The following is a 25,822-nucleotide window of genomic DNA, read 5'->3' on the forward strand; positions in this document are numbered from 1 at the left end:
GCGAGACACCCCCCTCTGGCCTGCCGGCCATCTCCCCCGCAAGGGGGGAGATTGACTGTCACGCGGACCTTCGCCAATCGCCAGCGTTGATAAAAGCGCGGCAGCGCCGAAGCTGCCAATCTCCCCCCTTGCGGGGGAGATGCCCGGCAGGGCAGAGGGGGGTGCCTCGGACCGCTGCTCCGAAATTAGCCTCACTGCGCCGGCACCTTGTCCAAAAACCCGGTGACGCTCTTCAGGCGACCATCTTCGATGACGCCGATGTCGGTGCCTTCGATGACGGACTCGCTGCCCTCAGGTCCCAGATTCCACGAGAAGCGAATGCGGTCGGCGAAACCGTCCGGCTCGCCCTTCAGCGAGAATCGGAAGCCGGCGAAGCGCTGCTGGACGCCGTCGATCAGTGCCGCCATGCCGTCATGGCCGTCGCCCTGCATGACCGGGTCGCGATAGCTGACATCCTTGGTGAAGGCCGCGTCGAGCAGCGCCTTGCGGCGGGCCACATCGCTCTCGTTCCAAGCGGCGATGTAGTTACGGGCGATCGTGTTGAGGTCGGTCATTGTCATGTTCCTTCGTTGGAGCGTTTCGACATGACGCTTTTCGCGCCCCGCAAGAGCGAAACCAATTACGCCTGAGGTAATCAGGCAAAGCACCCGGAGAGGAAGGAAACCATGAGCAGCGGATTTTTCGGCGACATCAAGAAGATCAAATATGAGGGGCCGGATTCGACCAATCCACTTGCCTACCGGTTCTACAATCCCGACGAGGTGGTGGCCGGCAAGCGGCTGGAAGACCATTTGCGCTTCGCCGTCGCCTATTGGCACTCCTTCGCATGGCCGGGCGGCGACCCGTTTGGCGGCCAGACCTTCGACCGCCCTTGGTTTGCCAAGCCGGGCGGCGTCGACACGATGGAGCTGGCCAAGCTCAAGGCCGACGTCGCCTTCGAAATGTTCGCGCTGCTCGGCGCGCCCTATTTCTGCTTCCACGACGCGGACGTGCGTCCGGAAGGCAAGGATTTTTCGGAGAGCGCCGCGCGTCTCGACGAGATCACCGACTATTTCGCCGACAAGATGAAACAGACCGGCGTCAAGCTGCTCTGGGGCACGGCGAACCTCTTCTCGCACCGCCGCTTCATGTCGGGCGCGGCCACCAATCCCGATCCGGATGTGTTTGCTTATGCGGCGGCGACGGTGAAGAGTTGCATCGACGTCACCAAGAAGCTCAAGGGCGAGAACTATGTGCTGTGGGGCGGGCGCGAGGGCTATGAGACCTTGCTCAACACCGACCTTGCCCGCGAGCAGGAACAGGCCGGCCGCTTCCTCAGCCTCGTCGTCGATTACAAGCACAAGATCGGCTTCAAAGGCACGATCCTGATCGAGCCGAAGCCGCAGGAGCCGACCAAGCACCAGTACGACTACGATGTCGCCACGGTGTACGGCTTCCTCAAGCGCTTCGGGCTGGAGAAGGAAGTAAAGCTCAACATCGAGCAGGGCCACGCGATCCTTGCCGGCCATTCCTTCGAGCACGAGCTGGCTTTGGCGAATGCACTCGGAATCTTCGGTTCGATCGACATGAACCGCAACGACTACCAGTCGGGCTGGGACACCGACCAGTTCCCCAACAACGTGCCGGAAATGGCTCTGGCCTATTACCAGGTGCTGCAGGGCGGCGGCTTCAAGACCGGCGGCACCAATTTCGATGCCAAGCTCAGGCGCCAGTCGCTCGACCCGGACGACCTTTTGATCGGCCATATCGGTGGTATGGATGCCTGCGCGCGCGGTCTGAAAGCTGCGGCCAAGATGATCGAGGACAAGGCGCTGTCCGGCCCGCTCGCCGAGCGTTATGCCGGCTGGAACACCGCCGAGGGCAAGGCGATGCTCTCGGGCGAGCGCACGCTGGAGGCGATCGCCGAGCGCGTGGTGAAGGAGAAAATCGAGCCGCAGCCGCGCTCCGGCCGGCAGGAATTGCTGGAGAACATCGTCAACAGGTATGTCTAAAGAACGGCAGGCCGCCCCGCGCCCGAGCAATCGGGGCGCGGGGAAAGCCTGAAAATTTGCATGCGCGAGGGCAGAACTTCACGACAAGGTTTTGCCCCGAGCCGCCCCTCAATCGCCCCGCTCTTGCCTTCAAACAGCCGTCACGGAACTCGTATAAACGTGGCTCCTGTAGCGGGTGAAGAAGAAGGAGGCGAACCGATATGCAGCATGAACGCGAAATCGACGCCCTGCTTTCGTCCGGCGAAACCGGATCGATCATCGACCGGCTGATGGCGTTGCCGCATTCGAAAGACGGCGGCCGCAAGACAAACGAATGGGACCGCGCGGTTGCGGCGCGGTTGGAAACCGCGCTGGCCAAGAGCATGCGCACGCGCATCGTCGGCGAAGGCCGCGACGCCGCCTGATTCTTCCGTGGCCTGATTCTTCCGCGGCCTGATTCTTCCGCGGCCCGATTCTTCCGCGGCCCGATTCTTCCGCGGTTTGACGAACGCAGACTGTTTCTCCATCCTGCGGCTATGATACGCGCGGTGCTCCTGGATCTTCTGGGTGTCGTCTGTGATGGCGACACCCCGATAGCGGGAGCGGCGAAGGCAATTAAGCGTCTGCGCGATGCCGCCTTGCCGCTGCGTTTCGTCAGCAACACGACACGCTCACCGCGCAGCAAGATCGTCGCGCAACTTGCCGCCATGGGCATCAAAGTTGCGGATGAAGAATTGCTGACGCCAGCGCAGGCTGCGATCGAGTGGTTGCGCAAGCATGGCCGCCAGCCGCATCTGCTCGTCCATCCCGATCTCGAAGCAGAGTTTTCGGGCCTGGAGGGAGGAAGCAGCAAGGCGGTCGTCATGGGCGATGCCGGCGAGGCATTCGGCTACGCCAGCCTCAACCGTGCTTTCCGCGAGTTATCCGCCGGTGCCGATTTCGTGGCTTTGGCCGCCAACCGCACCTTCAAGGATGCGGATGGCCAACTCAGCCTCGACACCGGCGCCTTCGTTGCGGCTCTCGAATTCGCCAGCGGCCGAAGCCCCGTCGTGCTAGGCAAGCCGTCGGCGGATTTTTTCCTTTCGGCGCTCGCAGATTTGAACTGCCCTACGGCCGATGCGGTCATGGTCGGTGACGACGCGGAGAGCGATGTCGCCGGCGCGCTCAGCGCCGGGCTTGGCGCGGCGCTGCTCGTGCGGACAGGCAAATACCGTCCCGGCGACGAAACGCGATTCGATCCGGCTCCCACCGCAGTGGTGGATGACCTCGCCGCCGCGACAGACTGGATTCTCAACCACGCCGCAGCCTGACCGGCGCCTCGCCGAAAGCTCTTGAAAATGCCCTGGAAAATGCCGCGGCGGAGGAAAAGCCGGTACGTCCGGCAATGTCGGCCATGGCAATGCGCGTATCCATCACCAGGCGGCGGGCGGCGCTGAGGCGCAGCCTCAGATAATAGGCGCCGGGCGTCTCGCCGATCGACTTGCGAAAAATGCTTTCCAGCGTTCTCGCCGTGACGCCGGCGCGTTTTGCCACGGCGTCGACGGTGAGCGGCTGGTCGACATGCGCTTCCATCAGCCGGATCGCCTGGGCAAGCCTAGGATCGTAGCCGTCGAGACGGCCGAGCGAGACCAGCGGCTGCGCGTCGGTCGCGGCGCGCGCCTGGTCGTAGATGAAGACGCTCGCGACATCGAGCGCGGCGGCCATGCCGAGCCTTGTGCGGACCAGATGCAGCATCAGGTCGAAGGTCGGCGAGGCGCCGCCGGAGGTGAAGACCGGCCCGTCGATGACGTAGCGGTCCGGCCGCACGTCGACGCCCGGGAATGCGGCGGAGAAATCCTCCATGTCTTCCCAATGCGTAGTGGCGCTGCGGCCCTCGAGCAGGCCGGCGCGCGCCACCAGCCAAGTTCCCGCCTCGACGCCGCCACAGGCGCGCGCGGCGCGAGCAGCGCGGCGCAGGCCGGCAAGCAGCGCCGACGTGGCGTAGTTCTGCGTGCCGAAGCCGGCGACGACGACCAGCATGTCGGTGGCCTCGGCCGCGTCGAAGCGGCCGCTGACAGCCACGGGAAGGCCGCATGTCGTGACCGGCGCCTCGCCGGTGACCGAGACCAGCTTGAAATCGAACGGCGTCTCGCCCGAGATGCGGTTTGCGGCGCGCAGCGGGTCGACCGCCGAGGCCACGCACATGATCGAGGATCCCGAGAACACGAGGAACGTCACCTTGAGCGTCTCGCGCTCGGACCGAAAGATGGTCGGTTTTTCGCTTTTGATCATGAGAGCTTCGTAAAACGCAAAACAGTTTCCGGCAAGTCGGGCATTCTTGGTGAATTCCCTTGCATGCCGTGCCGCTATCGGCTCCCGCTTCTGGGTGGCATGCATGGCCGATCGAATCTGGGAGGATCAATATGCCGCTTGCGATGAACCGCGAGGTCTTCATTACCTGTGCCGTGACCGGCTCCGGCGGCACGCAGGACCGCAGCCCGCATGTGCCGCGCTCGCCCAAGCAGATCGCCGATTCAGCGATCGACGCCGCCAAGGCGGGTGCGGCGATCGTCCATTGCCATGTGCGCGACCCCGAGACCGGCAAGCCCAGGCGCGACGTGCATCTCTACCGCGAGGTGACGGAGCGCATCCGCGAGGCGAACGTCGACGTGGTGCTGAACCTCACTGCCGGCATGGGCGGCGACATGGTGTTCGGCTCGCCGGAAGCGCCGCTGCCGCTCAACGAGAAGGGCACCGACATGGGCGGCGCCTCCAACCGCATGGAGCATGTGCGCCAGTGCCTGCCGGAAATCTGCACGCTTGATTGCGGCACGATGAATTTCGCCGAGGCCGATTATGTGATGACCAACACGCCGGGCATGCTGCGTGCCATGGGCGGCATGATGACGGCGTTGGGTGTGAAGCCCGAGATCGAGGCCTTCGATACCGGCCACCTGTGGTTCGCCAAGCAGTTGGTCGAGGAAAAGGTGCTCAATCCGGACGCGCTGGTGCAGCTCTGCATGGGCGTGCCGTGGGGTGCGCCGGACGACCTCAACACCTTCATGGCGATGGTCAACAACGTACCCTCGACCTGGAACTGGTCGGCCTTCTCGATCGGCCGTAGCCAGATGGCCTATGCGGCGGCGGCCGTGCTTGCCGGCGGCAATGTCCGCGTCGGCCTGGAGGACAATCTGTGGCTCGACAAAGGTGTGCTCGCCACCAACGCGCAGCTCGTCGAACGCGCGGCCAGCATCGTCACCAATCTCGGTGCGCGGATCCTTGGGCCGGAAGAAGTGCGCAAGAAGCTCAACCTTACCAAGCGGGCGCCGATCGCTGCCGCGGCTTAAGCATGATCCCGAAAAGTGGGTACCGGTTTTCGGACAAGATCATGCTCAAACAAGACACCGGGAGTTGAGCATGGCTACCGTCAAATTCACCGCTATGAAGGACGGCGACAGGGAAGATTACGAATTCCTGACCGCTCATGAGATCGACTATGCCGCCAAGACCGGCGACCGGCTGCTCGATGCACTTGTGCAGCTGGACGAAGGTCTTTCAGGCTATAAGATCACCCGGCTCGGCCATTCGCTGCAGGCGGCGACTCGCGCCTGGCGCGACGGCGCCGATACGGACTGGATCGTCTGCGCGCTGCTGCACGACATCGGCGACATCTACGCGCCCTACAATCATGATGAATATGCCGCGACGATCCTAAAACCCTTCGTGCGCGAGCAATGCACCTGGGTGGTGGAAAAGCATGGCGACTTCCAGCGCCTCTATTACGCGCATCACCTGGGCGGCAACCGGCATGCCCGCGACCGCTTCGCCGGCCACCTCTATTTCGACGACTGCGACCAGTTCTGCGAGCGCTGGGACCAGTCGAGCTTCGATCCCGACTACGAGACGCTGCCGGTCGAGTTCTTCCGGCCCTTCGTGCTCGAAGTGTTCGCCCGCAAGGCCTACGACCCGGCGGTGATCCGCGCCGGCGAGCGTGTGGCCCTCATCGATCCCGAAACAGCCAAGACGAGAACCGGAGCCTGACCATGAGCATCATCAACAAGGCGGCCGCCATCGGCGGCGGCGTCATCGGCGCCGGCTGGGTGGCGCGTCTGCTCTTGAATGGCATCGATGTGTCGATCTTCGACCCCGATCCGGAAGCGTCACGCAAGGTTGGCGAGGTGATGAAGGGCGCGCGCCGCGCCTATAAGCAGATGCTGCCCGGCGGCCTGCCCAAGGAAGGCAAGCTCACCTTCGCCAAGACCATCGCCGAGGCGGTTGCCGACGCCGACTTCATCCAGGAAAGCGTGCCGGAGCGGCTCGACCTCAAGCACAAGGTGCTGGCCGAGATCGACCAGCATGCGCCGGCCAACGCCATCGTCGGCTCGTCCACCTCCGGCATCAAGCCGACCGACATGCAGGTGGCGATGAAGAAGCACCCGGAACGGCTGGTGGTCGGCCATCCGTTCAACCCGGTCTATCTGTTGCCGCTGGTCGAGATCGTCGGCGGCGAGCAGACCTTCCCCGAGGCGATCGAGGTGGCCAAGGAGCTCTACGCCTCGATCGGCATGAAGCCGGTGGTGGTGCGCAAGGAGATCGAGGCCTTTGTCGGCGACCGCCTGCTCGAAGCCGCCTGGCGCGAAGCGCTGTGGCTGGTCAAGGACGGCATCTGCACCGTCGAGGAACTCGACGACATCATGCGCTATTCCTTCGGCCTGCGCTGGGCGCAGATGGGCATGTTCCAGGTCTATCGCGTCGCCGGCGGCGAAGCCGGCATGCGCCATTTCATGGCGCAGTTCGGGCCTTGCCTGAAATGGCCGTGGACCAAGCTGATGGACGTGCCCGAGTTCAACGACGAGTTGGTCGACCTGATCGCCACGCAGTCGGACGAGCAGGCGCACGGGCTGTCGATCCGCGAGCTGGAGAAGATCCGCGACGACAATCTGGTCGCGATCATGGAAGCGCTGTCGAAGCAGAACAAGGGCAAGGGCTGGGGCGCCGGCGCGCTGCACAAGGACTATACCAGGCAGCTCGCCAAGCTGGCGGCGAAGAAGACCTCCACCACGGCTCCCGCAAAGGCCAAGCCGGCCAAGAAAGCCGCGAAGCCGGCAAAGGCTGAAAAGCCGACAAAGACTGGGAAGCCCGCCAAGGCCGATAAGGCGAAGAAGAGCAAGAAGAAGGGCTGAGGCGATGCATTTCGGTCTTTCGGAAGAACAGAAGCTCATCGTCGAGACGACGCGCGCCTTCGTCGAGAACGAGCTCTACCCGCATGAGCGCGAGGTGGAGCGCACCGGCGAGCTGCGCCGCGAGCTGATCGACGAATTGAAGGCGAAGGCGATCGGGGCCGGGCTTTATGCCGCCAACATGCCGGCCGATGTCGGCGGCGCCGGCCTCGATACGGTGAGCTGGCTGCTCTATGAGAAGGAGCTTGGCCGCGCCAATTATGCGCTGCACTGGACCTGCGTGGCGCGTCCGTCCAACATCCTGCTCGCCGGAACGCCGGAACAGCGCGAGAGATACCTCTTTCCCTGCATCCGCGGCGAGAAATGGGACTGCCTGGCGATGACGGAGCCCGGCGCCGGCTCCGACCTGCGCGGCATGAAGGCGACCGCGGTGCAGGACGGCTCGGACTGGGTGCTCAACGGCACCAAGCACTTTATCTCGCATGCCGACATCGCCCACTTCGCCATCGTGTTCATGGCTTCGGGCGAAGAGGATTCGCCGCGCGGCAAGCGCAAGAAGATCACCGCCTTCTTCGTCGACAAGGGCACCAATGGCTTCACGGTGCGCGACGGCTATCGCAATGTCTCGCATCGCGGTTACACCAATTCGATCCTCGAATTCGACGATTGCCGGCTGCCGGCTTCCCAGGTGCTCGGCGAAGTGCATAAGGGCTTCGACGTCGCCAACTCCTGGCTCGGCGCCACGCGTCTCCAGGTTGGCGCCACCTGCCTCGGCCGCGCCGAACGCGCGCTCTCGCATGCCATCGAATATGCAGCACAGCGCCAGCAGTTCGGCCAGCAGATCGGCAAGTTCCAGGGCGTGTCGTTCAAGCTCGCCGACATGGCGACGGAATTGAAGGCCGCGGACCTGATGGTCTTCGAAGCCGGCTGGAAATACGATCAGGGCACCGTCACCGACCAGGACATGGCGATGGCCAAGCTGAAGGCCACCGAGATGCTGGCCTTCGTCGCAGACGAGGCCATCCAGATCCATGGCGGCATGGGGCTTATGGACGACCTGCCGCTGGAGCGCATCTGGCGCGACGCCCGCGTCGAGCGCATCTGGGAAGGCACGTCGGAGATTCAGCGACATATTATTTCGCGGGCGCTGCTGCGTCCGTTCGGAGCTTAGAGCATGATGCGGCAAGGCCGGGATCCGGCCTTGGACCAGATCGCGCTCAAACGAAAAGATGGCCATGCATAAACTCGAACGTCTCCTGCGCCCGAAATCGATCGCCGTGTTCGGCGGGGCGCAGGCCGCCGCCGTCGTGGCGCAGTCGATCAAGATGGGCTTTGCCGGCGAGATCTGGCCGGTGCATCCGACCAAGGACGAGGTCGCCGGCCGCAAGGCCTACCGCTCCGTCGCCGATCTGCCGGGCGCGCCGGACGCCGCCTTTGTCGGCGTCAACCGGCATCTCACCATCGAAGTGATCAAGGCGCTGGCCGAGCGCGGCGCCGGCGGCGCCGTCTGCTTTGCCGCCGGATTCCTCGAGACCGAAGCCTACGACGAGGACGGCGAGCGGCTGCAGGCTGAGCTGGTCGCCGCCGCGGGCCAGATGCCGATCATCGGGCCGAACTGCTACGGCCTGATCAACTATGCCGACGGCGCGTTGCTTTGGCCCGACCAGCATGGCGGGATCAGGCTGGCCGAGGGCGGCAAGGGCGTCGCCATCATCACGCAATCGTCCAACATCGCCATCAACATGACGATGCAGAAGCGCGGACTGCCGATCGCCTTCCTGATGACCGCCGGCAACCAGGCGCAGACCGGCCTCTCCGAAATGGCGCTGGGCCTGATCGAGGACGAGCGCGTCACCTCGCTCGGCCTGCATATCGAGGCCTTCGACTCGGTCGCCGGCTTCGAGAAGCTGGCGGCGCGGGCGCGCGAATTGAAGAAGCCGATCATCGCCATGAAGGTCGGCCGCTCCGAACAGGCGCGGCAGGCGACGGTGTCGCACACCGCTTCGCTGGCCGGCTCGGACGCCGCCTCCGGCGCGTTCCTGAAGCGGCTCGGCATTGCGCGCGTCGATTCCATTCCGGCCTTCATCGAGGCACTGAAGCTGCTGCACATCACCGGTCCCCTGCCCGGCTACAAGCTTTCGTCGATGAGTTGCTCGGGCGGCGAGGCTTCGGTGATGGCCGACAGCGCCGAGGGGCGCTGGGTGCATTTCCCGGCGCTGACGGCCGAGCACCGCGCGCATGTCAAATCGACGCTCGGACCGCTGGTCGCCGTCGCCAATCCGCTCGACTACCACACCTTCATCTGGAACAACGAGCCGGCGATGACCGCCACCTTCACCGCCATGGTGTCGGGCGGCTTCGACCTCAACATGCTGGTGCTTGATTTCCCGCGCCCGGACCGCTGTTCCGACGTCGACTGGTGGGCGACGCTGCGCGCCTTCGAGGCGGCGCTGAAGACCAACAAGGCGCAAGGGGCGATCGTCTCCTCGCTGCCGGAAAACCTGCCGGAGGAATACACCGCCGGCCTGATGGCGCGCGGCATGGTGCCGCTGTTCGGCATCTCGGAGGCCATGGACGCCGCCCAGGCCGCCGCCTTCATCGGCTGGGCCTGGCGCGAGCCGCAGGCGCAGCCGGTCGACACCACCGCGGCGGGAGCATCCGACGCCAAACGCGTGACGCCGGACGAGGCCGAGGCCAAGGAAAGGCTCATCAAGGCCGGCCTGCCGGTGCCAAAGGGCGAGCGCGCCTCCAATGCGGTCGAGGCGGTGATTTCCTCGATGAGCTTGGGTTTCCCGGTGGCGCTGAAGGCGCTCGGCGTGACGCACAAGTCGGAAGTCGGCGCTGTCAGGCTGAACCTCAAGGACGCCGAATCCGTCAGTGCCGCCGCACATGATTTGCTGCCGCTCGGCACCGGGCTCTATGCCGAGCGCATGGTGCGCGACGGCGTCGCCGAGCTGATCGTCGGCTTCACCCGCGACCCGATGTTCGGCGTGGTGATGACGCTCGGTACCGGCGGCGTGCTGGTCGAGCTGTTGCGCGACAGCGTGACCCTCATGCTGCCGGCAACGCGCGACGACATCGAGGCGGCATTGCGTGGGCTCAAGCTCTATCCTCTCCTCGAAGGCTATCGCGGCCGGCCCAGGGCCGACGTTGACGCCGCCATCGACGCCATCGCCGGCATTGCCGACTTCGTGCAGAAGAACGAGGGCGAGATCGAGGAACTCGACATCAACCCGCTGATCGTCTGCGCTAAAGGCAAGGGCGCCTGGATCGCGGATGCGCTGCTTGTGCTTGGAGAAAAGAAGAATGGCTGACGTCATCACCACCCGCCGCGAAGGCGCGATCCTCGAGGTCACGCTCGACCGGCCGAAGGCCAATGCCATCGACCTCAAGACGTCGCGGCTGATGGGCGAGACCTTCAAGGCGTTCCGCGACGATCCCGAGCTGCGCGTCGCCATCGTCAAGACGGCCGGCGACAAATTCTTCAGCGCCGGCTGGGATCTGAAAGCGGCGGCCGCCGGCGATGCGGTGGACGGCGATTATGGCGTCGGCGGCTTCGGGGGGCTGCAGGAGTTGCGCGACCTGAACAAGCCGGTGATCGCCTGCGTCAACGGCATGGCCGTGGGCGGCGGCTTCGAGCTGGCGCTGTCCTGCGACCTCATCTACGCCTCCGACCATTCCTCCTTCGCGCTGCCCGAGATCCGCGCCGGCACGCTGGCCGACGCGGCGACGATCAAGCTGCCGAAGCGCATCCCCTACCATATCGCCATGGACCTTCTGTTCACCGGCCGCTGGATGGAAGTCGCCGAGGCGCATCGCTGGGGCCTGGTCAACGAGGTGTTGCCCAAGGATAAGCTCGAGGAGCGCATATGGGAGATTGCAAGGTTGCTCGCCAGCGGCCCGCCGCTGGTCTTCGCCGCGATCAAGGAGACGGCGCGGGTGGCCGAGGCGCTGACGTTCCAAGACGCCATGAACAAGGTGACGCGCCGGCAGCTGCCGACGGTCGACAAGCTCTATGGGTCGGAAGACAATATGGAAGGGTTCCGGGCTTTCGCGGAGAAGCGCGAGCCGGTTTGGAAAGGACGGTAGAATCGCGATGACGGCGCGAGGCACCCCCCTCTGCCCTGCCGGGCATCTCCCCCGCAAGGGGGGAGATTGGCAGTGTCGGCGCCGGCGCTCACCTTCCCCTGGAGATTGGCGAAGGCAAATGCGACATCCGATCTCCCCCCTTGCGGGGGAGATGGCCGGCAGACCAGAGGGGGGTGACCGGGCTGAACCTCTCCAGTCGGTCCAAGCGCGATGACCGACTACAAAACCCTCATCGACGCAGAAACCTGGGCCTTCATCGAGAAGACCAGTTCCTACTATCCGCCGGACACGATCGACTACACGATCGAAGAGCAGCGCGCGGTCTACGACCGAATGTGCCGGGAGTTCTTCGCCGGATATCCGCAAGGGGTGACGGCGGAGACGACTGCCGTTGCCGCGCCAACCAACAGCATCTCGATCCGCATCTACCGCAACGCCGCCCCGAACAACGCTGCGATGGTGCTCTACCTTCATGGCGGCGGATTCATCCTTGGCGGGCTGGACAGCCATGACGATGTCTGCGCCGAGCTTTGCGCCCGCACCGGCTTCGATGTGGTTTCGCTCGATTACCGCCTTGCGCCGGAGCATCTGCATCCGGCGGCCTTCGACGACACCATGGATGCCTTCGAATGGGCCGCCGAGACCTATGACTGCGCGATCGTGCTCTGCGGCGACAGCGCCGGCGGCAATCTCTGCGCGGCGGTAGCGCATGCCACACGCGGTCACGCCAAGAAGCCTGCCGGCCAGGTGCTGATCTATCCTAGCCTTGGCGGCGACCATTCGCGCGGCTCCTACGTGACCCATACCGAGGCGCCGATGCTGACGGTGCGCGACCTCGACTTCTACAAGCATATCCGCACCGGCGGCGTGGACCGGACCGGCGACATCACGCTCTACCCGCTCGCAGACGCCGATTTCGCAAACCTGCCGCCGACCGTGGTGATCACCGCCGAATGCGACCCGCTGTCGTCCGACGGCGAAGCCTATCGCGACCGCATCGTCGCGGCCGGCGGACACGCCACCTGGTTCGAGGAGCCCGGGCTGGTGCATGGCTACCTCAGGGCCCGGCACATGGTCGGCCGGGCGCGCACGAGCTTCACCCGCATCATCGAGGCGGTTTCGGCGCTCGGTCGGGGCGACTGGATCTGGTAACACACGACGGCCGGGAGCGCTTTCCGCTCCGCCCATGAACCTTTCCCCGCCAGCCGGCGACTGACGGTCAGGCGCCGCAATGGCGCGGCCCGGAAAGGAAGCCGCCATGACCAGAAACCCAGAGACTTCGCGGTCTCCGGGAACAACGGGAACCCAGCGCGATCACCGCCTTCGGGAAGGGGTCGACGCGCTGGGCTTCCGGCTGATTCCGTTGACCCTGCCCAGCAGCCGGCGTATCGTCACAAAGAGGAAAACAGACACTACGATCGGGGAAGAACGTGCTCGAACGCCGCGCCTTGCCCTGGTTGGCGCGGTAGAGGCGGACGTTCCTTCCAGCGGCTTCGGGGGGAGTGCAATGTCTGGCGTTCGCGGCTCGTTCCTGCGTTCCCGTGGCCGCCGTTTGCGCCGCGCAATCGCAACAAGCGGCGGAATTCTCGCTTTGGCGCTGTCCGCCGGCTTGTGGCTCGGCGGCGCGGCGAAGGCGCAGGAAACCCAGATCATCTATCCCGGCTCGATGGCGGTCACCGGCTTTCCGGGCACCACCATTCCCAATTTCGATGAGGGTCTGCCCCCCGGCGTCGACCCGGTCGACGAGACCTTCATCGATACGTCCCGCGCATCCTTGCGCATTTTCGACGTCTCGCATCTCGGTGGGCCGGCCTTCGGCCAACTCGTCAACACGCGGCCGCCCTTCGAGGTGACGGCCGGGCAGATCGGCGAGGTGTTCGGCCTTAGCTATGACGATGGCGTGCGCGACGGCGTGCCGTCAGGCGTTCCCAACCTCTACGCCGCCGCGACCTCGCTGCATGGCATCGAGATCGTCACGCCGGACGCCGACCATGACGGCAGGCCGGAACGGCAGCGCCGCGGCGCCCCGGGCGCCACCTTCATGGACGGGCAGTTCGGCACCGAGAATGGCGGCGGTCCAGGCACGATCTGGAAGATCGACGGTATCACGGGCGCCGTCTCCAAATTCGCCGATATCGACACCAACAGCGGGCCGGGCATCGGCAACCTCGCCTTCGTTCCGACCCATCGCGAGTTCTTCGCATCGGATCTCGACACCGGGCTGATTCACCGCATCGATATCGAGGGCAATCTGATCGACAGCTTCGATCATGGTGTTGCCGGGCGCCCGGCGCATGGGCTGGCCCCGGTCGCCGACGACGGCGCCGTGATGGACATCCAGGCTGCCGCTTTCGATAGCGAAGACCCGGAGACCTGGGGCTATACGCAGGATGCGCGCCGCGTCTGGGCTGTCGCGTATCGCGGCGGGCGGCTCTACTATTCCGTCGGCGAGAAGGCAGAGATCTGGTCGGTCGGCATTGCGAGCGACGGAAGTTTTGCCGGCGATCCACGCTGGGAACTGACGGTCAGGGCCGACAAGGATTATGCCGTCACCGACATCGCCTTTGACAACAAGGGGTTCATGTATCTCGCCCAGCGCGGCCCGGTCGAGAACCGCTACGATTACAGCCGCTTCGCCGATTCCGGCAAAGGCGAGCTGATCCGCTACTGGCGCGAGGAGCCTGACGATCCGGCGACGGAATCGGCCTGGGTCGAGGTGCCGCAGGAATATGCCGTCGGCTTCCCGCAAGGCAACCGCCAGTCGGCCGGCGGCGTCGACCTACAATATCGCTATGACGCCGAAGGCAATCTCGACACGTCCGTCTGCACCGGCACCGTCGTCAACACCGGCGACAAGTTGCGCGACAATCCCGAGCTTGCCGAGCGGCTCGCCGCCGGCGGACCGCTTGCCGTGCATGGCGTGCAGCTGACGCCGAGCACGCTGGTCAAGCCGGCCAACGTGCCGCCTTTCGGCTCCTGGTTCGTCGATTTCGACGGTTATTTCGAAGACCCGGACGTCCAGGGCCATGTCGGCGACGTCAGGGTCTGGCGCCCCTGCGAGGGCCATGCCGGCTATTACGAGGAAATCCCCGGCGGCGGCTATCTGCCTCCGTTCTATCCGCCCGACTTCCCGCCGCCCGGCAACCTGCCGGCCTGCCTGGATGTCGAGGACGTGCATTATTACTGCACGCCGCGCGGGCTGCGGGCCGAACTCTATCTCCATGACCATGCCGGCTTCGGCGGCGATTCGATCAAGGCGCAGTCCCAGACGCCCGGCGTCGGGGTGACAACCCCCATGTCGCATGTCCCGGGTAAGCCCTACACGGTCGACATCACCGGCCATGATCCGGGCGACACCGTCAATGTCGGGCTCTGCTTCTACCGCAAGTCCGACCAGGACAAGGGTGGCTACTATCCTTGCTGCAAGATGACGCTGCCGCTCAGAACGCCAGCCGCCAGTTGCGAACGTTGAGGGAGGGACAGATGACAAATCTCGCCCTTTCCCGCTCCGTCTCGAGCCGTTCGAAAACCGTCATGGCGACGATCGTGAAACCCCTGTCATATGCCAGGCGCGGCGCGCGCTGGCTGATGGCGGCCGGTGTCGCGGTCGCCATGATGCCGGCCTTGCCGGCGCTCGCCCAGGACCAGGCTCCGGCCGCGATCAAACAGGCCGCCAATCCGGCGTCACGCGGCATCAATGCCGAACTCGCGCGGATCGTCCCCTTCTTCACCAAGAAAGGCAGCCAGAAAAGCTGCGATTCCGTCGAGTATGTCCTGAGCTTCGGCATCCATGGCGACCCGCAGGACTTCGACCGGCCAAGCGTGGCCGCCCTGCTCAAGGCGACAAGGCTCGATTTCAAGGATCAACTGCCGCACGGCCTACAGATTGTCGGCGTCGATGTCTCCGGCGACGGCACCAGCGCCTCCGGCGGAGCGCTGCCCGCTGCTTCAATCGGCACGTCGGCCAGCCCGAACGACACGGCCAGCGTTTCCAACTTCCGCATCAGCGCTGCCAACCTCGATGGCACGGGTGCTGCGAACGAACGCGTCATCACCTTCCGCATCACCGCCAAGATAGACCATGCGACCTTTCCCGTGCCGACGACGGTCGACAACCAGGGTGAGATCGAGGTGGCCTTCAGGGGCGGTCCGGCAACAGCGATCCGCTCGCAGGATCCGGACAAGCCCGACGACGGCGATTTCCTGACCGGCGTGAAGACCTCGATCAAGATCGACCTGACCAAGTGCAACCCGCCGCCTCCGCCTCCCGGCAAGGAATGCTTCAAGGTCGAGCACGGCACGGTCGACTGTGTGCCCGGCGGCGCCGCCTTCATCTACCATATGCCGGTCGGACCCGAGATGGGCGGCAAAGGGGTGCAGGTGTCGACGACCACGCCCGGCATCAGCATCGTTCCCGACATGCAGAAAGTGCCGGTCGGCGGCGGCGTGCTGAACTGGAAGATCATCGGCGCTTCGCCGGGCGAGACCATCCATCTCGTCGTCACCGGCATCGAGACCTATGCCGGGCCGAAGGAAGGCTGGGGGCTCTGCTGCACGCAGGTCATCGACATCGTCGTCCCGCGTGACCTCAGATGCCCGCCGAAGGACAAGGAGCCGGACCTCAAGGTCGAGAAGCATGCCGACGTGCCGCGTTGCACGATAGCCGGCGGCTGCTACTTCACCATCACCGTCACCAATGTCGGCGACGCGCCCTATAACGGCAAGATCGTGCTCGACGAGCTGACGCTGCCGGCAGGTTCGGTGCTGACCTCCGGGCCGAACGCGCCCTGGGTCTGCGTACCCGGCACGACGCCGATGACCTGCACCTATCCGGCGACGACGCTCAATCCCGGCGCCTCCGTCAACCTCAAGCTCGGCTTCAAGCCGGCGGGCGGCTGGCAGGGCGGCGTGCTGCGCAACTGCGCCGCCTATGACTACCAGGCCAGCGGCAAGCCGCTGTTCGGCAGCCAGCAGAACGACCGCGGCTGCGCCTCGATCCCGATCTGCCGCCGAGGCGATCGCGATCCGCAGTGCAATCGGCCGGTCGAGAAGAAGGTCGACCTGATCCTGAAGAAGCGCGCCCGCAGCCCGGTCTGCACTCCGGACGGCGCCTGCACTTTCGTGATCGACATCATTAACAACGGGACCGGCACCTATAACGGGCCGCTGACGGTGATCGATACCTACCCCGGCGGCGCGCCGACCTCGTCGACCTTCGGGCCGAGCCCGCCATGGACTTGCGGAGCGAACGGCCCCGGCCAGTTCCGCTGCGACAATGCCGGCATCTCGCTGCCTCCGGGCGCCTCGACGCCGATCGTCGTCAGAGCGGTGATGCCCGCAAACTACCGGCCGGACACGGTGGAGAACTGTGCCGAGGTGAAGGGCATTGCCGGCGAGGTCGACCTCGCCAACAACAAGGCCTGCGCCACCGAGCGCATCCGCCATCCGAATGGCGGCCAACCCGGCCTGCGCATCACCAAGACCTGCGGCGGCTCGCTTGCCGGTGCCGCGGTTTCCTGCCGCATCACCGTCACCAATGCCGGCACCGCGGCCCCGACCGGACCGGTGCGGGTCAACGATGCCGCGACGCTGGTGTCGGGCGGAGCGCCTGTACAAATACAGAGCGTCACCCCTGACGGTGCGGACTGGGCTTGCGGACCGGTGCCTGCCAACACGCTGTCGTGCCAGATCCCCGGCACCGTGATGACGCCCGGAACCAGCCGGCACTTCGACGTGACGGTGAACGGCAATGGCGCATTCGAGAATTGCGCGCGCGGCTCCTACGGGCCGGCGCCGGGCGACGACATCGTCTACCCGATCGGCCAGGCCTGCGCGAAGGGCGGCGGCTCGACCATCCGCGTCGAGAAGACCGGCGATGCCGAATGCCGGTCGGGAGAGCCCTGCTCGTTCGAGATCACCATCACGAACGATGGGCCGAATCCCTTCTCCGGCCCGGTCCGCATAGGCGATGCGATCGGCATCGACGGCATCGGCAGGCTGGAAGGCGTCCCGATCACCTCGATCGACCCGCCCTTCGGCTGCTCGCCGGAGCCGGCGACGCTGCCGGCGTCCTGCATCGCGAACCTGGCGCTCGGCGCCGGCGAAAGCCGCAAGCACCATGTCACCGTGACCCTTCCCGACGACAGGCGGCTTGCCGATCTCAAGGGCACGGTCACGGGACAGAATTGCGTCGGCGTGCTCTCGCCGAACACGCCGGTGCAAAGCGGCGGCGACGTGCTGTCGCGTGCACCGAGCGGCGTGCAGGGCGATCGCGGCAAGGCCTATGCGTGCCATCCCTTCACCATCGGGCATGAGGTGAAGAACCAGTGCTTGTATGGAATGGTGCTGAACTCGGCCGGCCGCTGTGTCTGCCCGGAAGGCACCACCTTCCGTGATGGCCAATGCTCGTCCGGTGGCAGCAAGCTTCTGCCGCTGCCGGTGCCGCAGCGTTGCGTCCTGCTCCAGGGCCAGATCCGCACCGAGGACGGACGCTGCGTCTGCCCGCGCGGCACCGAACTGGAAAACGGCAAGTGCGTCCAGGGCGAAGAGCCGCAGGAGCCGCAATGCACGCTGCGTCCCGGCCAGTACCGCGACCAGAACGGCAATTGCGTCTGCCGCCGCGGCGAGCTGGTGAACGGCGTATGCCAGGTCGTCCCGCCGAAATGCACGATCCGTGGCGCAGTGCTGACGACGGACGGCTGCGTCTGCCCGAAAGGCACGCATCTCGACCGTGCCGCCAAGGCTTGCGTGCCTAACAGGCAGCCGCCCGCCCAGTGCCGTGTCCGCGGCCAGTCCCGCAATGCCGATGGCGATTGCGTCTGCCCGAGCGGCATGGAGGTGCGCGGCGGCGCCTGCCGGCCTATCGTGTCGAAGCAGTGCCCGGTCCGCGGCCAGGTGCGCGACCCCAACGGCAACTGCGCCTGCCCGGATGGCCTGGTGGTGCGGGGCAGGGCCTGCCAGCGGCCGAGGCCGAGCCAGGAGCAGTGCGCCATCCGCGGCCAGGTCCACAACAAGCGGGGTGACTGCGTCTGCCCGCGCGGGACCGAAATTCGCGACGGCGCCTGCCGCAAGGCATCGGTGGAATGCGCACCGGGTGCGGAGTTCATCGACGGACAGTGCCAGCCGGTCTTCACCCGGCGGCGCTGCCCGGCCGGAACGACCGGCCAGTATCCGGATTGCTACCCGATCCGCAGGCCGCCGGACATCGAGATCAACCCCGGCATCCTGCTCAACCCGAATGTGCTGCAGCAACTGGTGCCGCAGCGCCAGCCACGCCGCTTGCTGCAGGATCCGGCGGGCGCCAACATCCAGAACTTCAAGCCGTAGTCTTGCGGCTGAAGATCAAGACCCGCCGGAGCGATCCGGCGGGTTTTCTTTTCCACATCGAAGAAAGCTCTATGGCAGGTGGGCCCATGCGTCCGTCGAAACATGCTTCCCCTTGGCCGGACCATGGTCCAGGGCGTTTCACCGTTTCACGGAAACTATGAAACGCCCTATGTCTTTGTTTTCACGCAATTCCGGACGCAAAAGCGCTCGCACTTTTCCTGGAATTGCTCTAGGCAATCGCCCTGACAGGCGCGCGACCACGCGCACAGGACCGCCGGGAGAATTTGCGCCATGAGCAAGAAGACCCTGATCGCGCCATCGGTGCTGGCGTCGGATTTCTCGAAGCTGGGCGATGAGGTCGAGGCCGTCGTGGCGGCCGGCGCCGACTGGATCCATCTCGACGTGATGGACGGCCATTTCGTGCCCAACATCACCTTCGGCCCGCCGGTGATCAAGGCGATCCGCAATCGCACCAAAGCCTTCTTCGACTGCCATCTGATGATTGCGCCGGCCGATCCTTACCTGGCGGCCTTCGCCGAAGCCGGGTGCGACGGCATGACGGTGCACGCCGAAGCCGGGCCGCATCTCGACCGCTCGTTGCAGACCATCAAGAGCCTCGGCAAGAGGGCCGGCGTCTCGCTCAACCCGGCAACGCCGGAAACGGTGATCGAATATGTGCTCGACCGGCTCGACCTGATCCTGATCATGACGGTCAATCCCGGTTTCGGCGGACAGGCCTTCATCCCGGCGATCGTCGACAAGGTGAAACGGGTGAAGGCGCTGATCGGCAGCCGGCCGATCCACATCGAGATCGACGGCGGCGTCTCGGCCGAGACGGCGCCGCTGGTGACCGCGGCCGGCGCCAATGTGCTGGTGGCGGGTGCCGCCGTCTTCAAGGGCGGCAGCATCGAAGCCTATAGGGCGAACATCGAAGCAATTCGCACCGCAGCCGACAGGACCGCAAGTTGAACGCATAGCAGTCCGATCTCTCTCGTAAGTTGCGCAATCGAGCAGAGATTGAACGACTGTTCAATATGTGAAGCGGCGCAGGAATACCAGCTTTTTATCGAGATTCTACTTCGTTCAATAAATAGACGACCCATCTCGTCTTAAAGTCGAATATCGTCATCTTCCGCTTGAGGCGCCATTGCCCGGATGTATGATACACGTACGGAATTGCTTCGCCGAGGGGCCCTGGCAAACCAGGGGCAAGCAACAGGAGTTTGATTGACAAACGGAAGCACCGAGCCGGGCCAAAGCAAGGGCGGCAAAAGCACGCTTGCCAGTTCCGTCTACCAGCAACTGCGCGACGACCTGTTGCGCGGAGCTCTGGAGTCCGAGACGAAACTGCGTGTCGAATGGGTCGTTTCCCGCTATGGCGCCGGCGCCTCGCCGGTCCGCGAGGCACTCAACCGCCTGGCCGCCGAGGGCCTGCTCGGCCGTCACGACCAGCGCGGCTTCTTCCTGATGCCGGTCAGCGCCGCGGAACTGGAGGAATTGACGCGCACGCGCTGCTGGCTTGAGGAGCGGGCGCTGCGCGAATCCATTGCTCACCGCACCGCCGAATGGGAAGAGCAGCTGGTGCTGGCGCTGCACCGCCTTGCGCGCGCCGAGCGCCGCCTGCCGGATGACCCGACAACCAACAATCCGGAGTGGGAGAAGCTGCACCGGGCCTTTCATCGCGCGCTGATCGCGGCGTGCCGGTCGCATTGGCTGATCGGCTTTTGCGATCAGCTTTCCGATCAGGCCTCGCGCTACCGCCTGATCGCGCAAAATGCGCCAGGCACGGGGCGCGACGATCTCGGCGAGGACCGCATCATTGCCGAGCGCACGCTGGACGGCGACGCCGACGGCGCGGTCGAGGCGCTTCTCAATCACTACCGCCTCACCGCGGCGATGTGCATGGAACGCCTCGCCCAGGGCTACGACCCGAGGGCCGGCAAGTCCCAACGCGGCCGCAAATAGCGGATTGAAGAATCAACGCAGTTTTTGCTCCGGGCGTCAAATCTGGTATTCGCTCAGGCGAGCGCATGCATGCGCCATTCGGCCTTCGTCCGCCGTGAGGACATTTCATGACCAATCATCTCTTCAGCGCTTTCCGTTCCCGCATGCCGGCGCCCGGCCGGCTGCTGATGAAGACGGATGACGGCCGTTCGATCACCTATGGCGACATGCTGGCGAAATCGGCGCAGCTTGCGCACGCCCTGGCGCAGGCTGGCGTCGAGCCCGGCGACCGCGTCGCGGTCCAGGTCGAGAAGAGCCGGGAGGCGGCGCTGCTCTATCTCGCCACGTTACGCGCCGGCGCGGTCTTCCTGCCGCTCAACACCGCCTACACGCTGCCCGAGCTCGACTATTTCTTCCGCGACGCCAGGCCGAAGCTGATCGTTTGCGATCCGGACCGTCTTTCGGGCGTCGAACCGCTTGCCGCGGCGATCGGCGCCACGGTGCTGACGCTCGGCCGCGACGGACAGGGAACGCTGGCCAGCCAGGCTTCGCGACAGGCGACGGATTTCAGCGATGTCGCGCGCGGGCCGGACGATCTTGCCGCGATCCTCTACACTTCCGGCACGACCGGCCGTTCCAAGGGCGCGATGCTCAGCCACGAGAACCTCGCCTCCAACGCGCGCGTGCTGGTGGAGCAATGGCGCTTCAGCGCCGACGACGTGCTGATCCATGCGCTGCCCATCTTCCACACGCACGGCCTGTTCGTGGCTACCAACGTCATCCTGATGGCCGGCGCGAAAATGCTGTTCGAGCAGAAATTCGATCCGGCGCGCGTCATTTCGCTCTTGCCGCGCGCGACCGCGCTGATGGGCGTGCCGACCTTCTATGTGCGGCTGTTGCAGCAGGACGGCCTGACACGCGAGGCGGCGAAGACGATCCGGGTCTTCATCTCCGGCTCGGCGCCGCTCTTGGCCGAGACGCACAAGGCCTGGCGCGAGCGCACCGGCCACGCCATCCTCGAGCGCTACGGCATGACCGAAACCAACATGAACACGTCCAACCCCTATGACGGCGAGCGGCGCGCCGGCACGGTCGGCTTCCCCTTGCCGGGTGTTTCGCTGCGCATCACCGATCCCGAGAACGGCAAGTCGCTTGCCCAGGGCGAGATCGGCATGATCGAGGTGAAGGGCCCGAACGTCTTTGCGGGCTATTGGCGCATGCCCGACAAGACCAGGGCCGAGTTCCGCGACGACGGCTTCTTCATCACCGGCGACCTCGGCCTGATCGACGCCGACGGCTATGTCCACATCGTCGGACGCGGCAAGGACCTGATCATCTCGGGCGGATACAACGTCTATCCGAAGGAGATCGAAAGCGAGATCGACGCGCTGGACGGCGTCAGCGAAAGCGCGGTGATCGGCGTTGCGCATCCGGATTTCGGCGAGGGCGTCACCGCGGTGGTGGTGCGCAAGCCGGGCTCGGCGATCAGCGCCGCCGACATTGCCAGCGCCATCGCCGGACGGCTGGCGAAATACAAGCATCCGAAGCAGGTGATCTTCGTCGACGAGCTGCCGCGCAACACAATGGGCAAGGTGCAGAAGAACGTGCTGCGTGAGGCCTATAAGGATATTTACGCGGCGAAATAGCGCCGGCTAATAATCTATCGAGCCACAGGCCTCGGAGATGGGCCAAGACGCCCATCGCCTCGTCATCCTAGGGCGGAGCAAGGAGCGAAGCGACGCGCGGAGACCCTAGAATCCATGCCGTTACGCTAAGGCGCTTGTAACGTTGCAGAATTCTGTACCGTTGCGCCCTATGGCGTTGCCGATATTTAAAGGAGCATTAACGGACGGGGAACAGCCGGCAACGGTAGCTTATTTCTTCTACTGCCTAGGCGCTATTATTCCGATCATCACGGTTGTTGTACTGTTTGCTTTGCAGACGATGCCGCGATGACATACATCTCTTCGTGAGCGCTCTCGCCTAATTTCGTTTTCATCGGAAGGCAAAGATGTCAGGGATCATAATCGATCAACTGGAACGCCTTAAAACGGCAAGAGGAAAGGAACTTCTAGCCGAGGACCGCCTGGAGGATGTAAAAGTTACCAGTGTGGCACCTCCACCTGTCCCTAGCGATGAACGCATCAAGATCGAGGTCGGAGAAGACGGCGCACCAAAGGTCAAGGTGCGTAAGCCTTAGCATTTCTACGTTCCGCGCATCTCTTTTGTCGCGAAACTCCCAAAAACCCGACATTTTAAGGCCCGATAAGCAGAGGCCTCAAATCTTCGCGGTCAGAAAATGTCTGTCCCGGTCAAAACCTGCCCGAGTATGACGGGAGGATGTGCCTACGCGCCAAAAACCTTCTCGCCGCCGATCCAGACGTTTCTGACATCCAGCCCCTCCGACAGCCCAACAATGTCGGCCGCTGTCCCGTTGGCGAAGCGGCCGAGCCTGTGCGCCTGGCCGATCGCCTCGGCCGGGTACAGCGAGGCCATGCGCAAAGCCTCGTCGAGTTCCAAGCCGACGACACGATGGACGTAGCGCACGGCGGAAATCATGTCGAGATCGGCGCCGGCCAGCGTGCCGTCGGCAAGCCTGAGACTCCCATCCTTGCGGTAGATGGTGCGACCGTTGAGCGTGAACGATGTCATGTCCGTGCCGATGGTTGCCATGGCGTCGGTGACGAGCACGATCTTGCCCGGCCCCTGCTTGCCGCGCAGCGCAAGGATCATCGTCGCCGGATGAACATGGATGCCGTCGGCGATGATGCCGGCGTACAAGCCGCCGGTGTCGAGCGCAGCGCCCGACAGGCCCGGCTCGCGGTTGCCGATCTGGCTCATGGCGTTGAAGAGGTGCGTGACCACCGTGGCGCCGGCTTCGGCGAAGGCGGTGGCCGTCGCGTAGTCGGTATCGCTATGGCCGAGGCTGACGACGACGCCGGCTTCGGCGAGCGCCGCGACACGGGCCGGCTCGACCGATTCCGGCGCGATCGTGGTGAGCAGGACGGGGAGCTGTTTGCGCGCCGCGATCAGCGCCGCCTGGTCCGCGTCGGTCATCGGCCGGATCAGCGCCGGATCATGCGCGCCTTTGCGGGCGATGGAGAGATGCGGACCTTCCAGATGCAGGCCGAGGAAGCCCGGCACCTGTTCCCGAGCGGCCTCGGCGCCGGCGGCGATCGCGGCGGCGGTGATCGCCGGCGTGTCGGTGATCAGCGTCACCAGCAGCGCTGTGGTGCCGAAAGGCGCATGCGCTCGGCAGATGGTCTCGATCGAGGCGACGTCGGGATGGTCGTTGAGCATCACACCGCCGCCGCCATTGACCTGGATGTCGACGAAACCGGGCACCAGCAGGCCGCCGCCGGTCTCGACCGTCGAAACGCCGGACGGAACCGCCCCGGCGGGTAGGATGGCCTCGACGACTTCGCCCTTGACGACAAGGGCGGCGTTGTCATGCCAGTCGGTGCCGTCGAAGATGCGGGCGCCGGTGAGTGCGAAACGGTCGCTCATACGGTTTCCGTCACCTTGCGCAGATTGCGCGGCGTGTCGGGGTCAAGGCCGCGATGGCGCGCGAAAGCTTCGACGAAGCCGTAGAAGGACACGATCAGCGGCAGCGGATCGGTCAGCGGGTGGCCGGTGGCGACATGGGGAAGAAGCCGCGCGGCCTTCGCCTTGTCGGAGGTGGTGAAGGCGGCGGCGCCCTTGGCCGTCAGACCGTCAGCCGCCTCGGCGACCGAGGGTTCGGACGCATCGCGCGCGGCAAGCGCCAGGACCGGGAAACCCGGCCCGACCAGTGCCAGCGGCCCATGCATGACCTCGGCGGCACTGTAGGCCTCGGCATGCATGGCGCAGGTTTCCTTGAATTTCAGCGCCGCCTCGCTGGCGATCGCGAAGGACGGCCCGCGGCCGAGGATGAACAGCGATTGCGGGTTCTCCAAAGCGCCGGCAAGCGCCATCCAGTCGCAGGCGATCGCCTTCTCGAAATGGCCGGGCAGGCCGGCGAGCGCCTTAAGCAGCGCTTGGTCATCGGTTGCATGCGCCATCAGGGCGAGGCCGGCGACGGCCGAGTTGACGAAGGTCTTGGTGGCCGCGACGGAGCGTTCAGGGCCGGCCAGGATGTCGATGGCATGGTCGGAAATCCGCGCGAGCGGCGAGTCGGCCGTGTTGGTGATGGCGACGGTCAGCGCGCCGCCGGCCCGCGCGGTTTCGGCCATGGCAATGATGTCGGGGCTCTTGCCCGACTGCGAGATCGCCAGGCAGGCCGAGCCTCGGAGTCTCAATTTGGCGCCATAAATCGACGCGATCGACGGCCCAACGGAAGCGACCGCCAGGCCTGCCGTCAGCTCAACGGCATATTTCATGAAGCTCGCGGCATGGTCGGACGAGCCGCGCGCCACGGTGACGACGAAGTGGGGATCGCGCTCGCGCAGGCCGCGCCCTGCTTCGGCCAAAGCCGAGGCCGAGCCGTCGAGAAGGCGAGCAGCGGCTTCAGGGATCTCGTCGATCTCGCGCCGCATATGGGTGGTGTTGGCGCTCATGGCCGGATCTCCTCTCCCGGCCCGGTCAGCCGGAGTTCCGCGACGAAATCATAGGCGTCGCCCCTGTAGACCGAGCGGGTGAACTCGATCACCTTGCCGCTCGCCAGATAGGAAATGCGCTCGATCTGCAGTCCGGCAACCCCCGCCGGCACCTCCAGCAGGCGCGCATCGGCGTCGCCGAGATTGGTGGCCGAGATGCGCTGCACGGCGCGGACCGGGCGATTGCCGGTCATGCCCAGCGCCGCATAAAGCGAGGAGCCGATCGCTTCGGGATCGGGCAGGACGCTGGCCGAGAGCGCCGCGCGCTCGATCGCCAGCGGCGTGTCGTTGGCGATGCGCAGGCGCGCGACGCGCGCCACCAGCTCGGTCGAGGAGAGGCCCAGCACCATCATCTCATCCGGCGACGGGGCATAGAGGCCGCGGTCGAGCCAGACCGAACGCACATTCATGCCGCGGCGTGCCATGTCTTCCGTAAAAGAGGTGAGCCGCGACAGCGACTGCTCGACGCGCTCCATGCGCGGCGCGACGAAGGTGCCCGAGCCGTGGCGCTGGACGAGGATGCCGCCCTTGACAAGATCCTGCACCGCCTTGCGCACGGTGACGCGCGAGATATCGGCCTTGCTGGCGATGTCACGCTCGGAGGGCAGCGCGTCGCCCGGACCAATCAGGCCGCGATTGACCGCTTCCTCGATGCTGCGCCTGAGCTGCAGATAAAGCGGTGCGCCGCTCTGCGAGGATTCTTTCAACATGGCGAAGATCTGGTCGGCGGCGCTCATCGCGACGCCTCCGGCAACATGGC

At 65.3% G+C, this 25,822-nt stretch carries 21 protein-coding genes; 16 read left to right on the plus strand and 5 right to left on the minus strand.

Annotated features, from left to right (window positions below):
- Nucleotides 1–191: 191 nt before the first annotated feature.
- Nucleotides 192–554 (minus strand): nuclear transport factor 2 family protein, encoded by a 363-nt coding sequence (locus LB553_RS06990; protein WP_224511808.1) that lies wholly within the window; start codon nucleotides 552–554, stop codon nucleotides 192–194.
- Between the two features lie 111 nt (nucleotides 555–665).
- Here LB553_RS06990 and xylA point away from each other — a divergent pair, with 111 nt between their 5' ends.
- From xylA to LB553_RS07005, 3 genes are all read left to right on the plus strand, one after another.
- Nucleotides 666–1,991, plus strand: coding sequence for a xylose isomerase (gene xylA / locus LB553_RS06995; RefSeq protein WP_224511809.1), 1,326 nt, complete (start codon nucleotides 666–668; stop codon nucleotides 1,989–1,991).
- 200 nt (nucleotides 1,992–2,191) lie between these two features.
- The gene (locus tag LB553_RS07000; protein ID WP_095768166.1) at nucleotides 2,192–2,395 is read left to right on the plus strand and encodes a hypothetical protein; all 204 of its coding nucleotides are present in this window, start codon (nucleotides 2,192–2,194) and stop codon (nucleotides 2,393–2,395) included.
- A 123-nt stretch (nucleotides 2,396–2,518) separates the two neighbouring features.
- A complete protein-coding gene (locus tag LB553_RS07005; RefSeq protein ID WP_318011482.1) occupies nucleotides 2,519–3,280 on the plus strand; it encodes a TIGR01458 family HAD-type hydrolase in 762 nt (253 codons plus the stop codon).
- Here LB553_RS07005 and LB553_RS07010 read toward each other — a convergent pair.
- Entirely contained in the window at nucleotides 3,261–4,241 is a 981-nt protein-coding gene (locus LB553_RS07010; protein WP_224511811.1) for a GlxA family transcriptional regulator, read from the minus strand. The genes LB553_RS07005 and LB553_RS07010 overlap by 20 nt on opposite strands.
- A 131-nt stretch (nucleotides 4,242–4,372) precedes the next feature.
- On the opposite strand from LB553_RS07010, the gene LB553_RS07015 reads away from it, so the two are divergent.
- The 13 genes from LB553_RS07015 (at nucleotide 4,373) to LB553_RS07075 (ending at nucleotide 22,688) form a co-directional block, all read left to right on the plus strand.
- Nucleotides 4,373–5,296 (plus strand): 3-keto-5-aminohexanoate cleavage protein, encoded by a 924-nt coding sequence (locus LB553_RS07015; protein WP_224511812.1) that lies wholly within the window; start codon nucleotides 4,373–4,375, stop codon nucleotides 5,294–5,296.
- A gap of 70 nt (nucleotides 5,297–5,366) precedes the next feature.
- Nucleotides 5,367–5,990, plus strand: a complete 624-nt coding sequence (locus LB553_RS07020; protein ID WP_224511813.1) for an HD domain-containing protein — start codon at nucleotides 5,367–5,369, stop codon at nucleotides 5,988–5,990.
- Nucleotides 5,991–5,992: 2 nt separating this feature from the next.
- The gene (locus LB553_RS07025; protein ID WP_224511815.1) at nucleotides 5,993–7,132 is read left to right on the plus strand and encodes a carnitine 3-dehydrogenase; all 1,140 of its coding nucleotides are present in this window, start codon (nucleotides 5,993–5,995) and stop codon (nucleotides 7,130–7,132) included.
- A 4-nt stretch (nucleotides 7,133–7,136) separates the two neighbouring features.
- Nucleotides 7,137–8,300, plus strand: coding sequence for an acyl-CoA dehydrogenase family protein (locus LB553_RS07030; protein ID WP_224511818.1), 1,164 nt, complete (start codon nucleotides 7,137–7,139; stop codon nucleotides 8,298–8,300).
- 64 nt (nucleotides 8,301–8,364) lie between these two features.
- A complete protein-coding gene (locus LB553_RS07035; protein WP_224511820.1) occupies nucleotides 8,365–10,443 on the plus strand; it encodes an acetate--CoA ligase family protein in 2,079 nt (692 codons plus the stop codon).
- On the plus strand, nucleotides 10,436–11,218 hold the full coding sequence (locus LB553_RS07040; protein WP_224511822.1) for a carnitinyl-CoA dehydratase: 783 nt from the start codon (nucleotides 10,436–10,438) through the stop codon (nucleotides 11,216–11,218). Before LB553_RS07035 ends, LB553_RS07040 begins: the two co-directional genes overlap by 8 nt.
- Before the next feature lie 210 nt (nucleotides 11,219–11,428).
- Nucleotides 11,429–12,370 (plus strand): alpha/beta hydrolase, encoded by a 942-nt coding sequence (locus LB553_RS07045; RefSeq protein WP_224511824.1) that lies wholly within the window; start codon nucleotides 11,429–11,431, stop codon nucleotides 12,368–12,370.
- Nucleotides 12,371–12,725: 355 nt separating this feature from the next.
- Nucleotides 12,726–14,690, plus strand: coding sequence for a hypothetical protein (locus LB553_RS07050; protein ID WP_412033286.1), 1,965 nt, complete (start codon nucleotides 12,726–12,728; stop codon nucleotides 14,688–14,690).
- Between the two features lie 11 nt (nucleotides 14,691–14,701).
- Nucleotides 14,702–18,544, plus strand: coding sequence for a DUF11 domain-containing protein (locus LB553_RS07055; RefSeq protein WP_224511829.1), 3,843 nt, complete (start codon nucleotides 14,702–14,704; stop codon nucleotides 18,542–18,544).
- 291 nt (nucleotides 18,545–18,835) lie between these two features.
- On the plus strand, nucleotides 18,836–19,513 hold the full coding sequence (rpe, locus tag LB553_RS07060; protein WP_224511832.1) for a ribulose-phosphate 3-epimerase: 678 nt from the start codon (nucleotides 18,836–18,838) through the stop codon (nucleotides 19,511–19,513).
- Between the two features lie 258 nt (nucleotides 19,514–19,771).
- Nucleotides 19,772–20,509 carry a GntR family transcriptional regulator gene (locus LB553_RS07065; protein WP_224511835.1) on the plus strand — a complete coding sequence of 246 codons (738 nt, stop codon included), beginning with the start codon at nucleotides 19,772–19,774 and terminating at the stop codon, nucleotides 20,507–20,509.
- Nucleotides 20,510–20,616: 107 nt separating this feature from the next.
- A complete protein-coding gene (locus LB553_RS07070; RefSeq protein WP_224511836.1) occupies nucleotides 20,617–22,134 on the plus strand; it encodes a malonate--CoA ligase in 1,518 nt (505 codons plus the stop codon).
- Between the two features lie 365 nt (nucleotides 22,135–22,499).
- Nucleotides 22,500–22,688 (plus strand): hypothetical protein, encoded by a 189-nt coding sequence (locus LB553_RS07075; protein WP_224511838.1) that lies wholly within the window; start codon nucleotides 22,500–22,502, stop codon nucleotides 22,686–22,688.
- Between the two features lie 146 nt (nucleotides 22,689–22,834).
- Here the strand turns inward: LB553_RS07075 and nagA are convergent, their stop codons facing one another.
- From nagA to LB553_RS07090, 3 genes are read right to left on the minus strand one after another with little or no spacing between them, the layout of a single operon-like run.
- Nucleotides 22,835–23,995, minus strand: coding sequence for an N-acetylglucosamine-6-phosphate deacetylase (nagA, locus tag LB553_RS07080; RefSeq protein ID WP_224511840.1), 1,161 nt, complete (start codon nucleotides 23,993–23,995; stop codon nucleotides 22,835–22,837).
- Nucleotides 23,992–25,023 (minus strand): SIS domain-containing protein, encoded by a 1,032-nt coding sequence (locus LB553_RS07085; protein ID WP_224511843.1) that lies wholly within the window; start codon nucleotides 25,021–25,023, stop codon nucleotides 23,992–23,994. The genes nagA and LB553_RS07085 overlap by 4 nt, the downstream gene beginning before the upstream one ends.
- Complete coding sequence (locus LB553_RS07090) at nucleotides 25,020–25,799, minus strand: GntR family transcriptional regulator (protein WP_224511845.1); 780 nt, start codon at nucleotides 25,797–25,799, stop codon at nucleotides 25,020–25,022. The genes LB553_RS07085 and LB553_RS07090 overlap by 4 nt, the downstream gene beginning before the upstream one ends.
- Nucleotides 25,800–25,822 lie beyond the last annotated feature (23 nt).

This window comes from Mesorhizobium sp. CA8 (genome assembly GCF_020164955.1).
Taxonomy (GTDB): domain Bacteria; phylum Pseudomonadota; class Alphaproteobacteria; order Rhizobiales; family Rhizobiaceae; genus Mesorhizobium.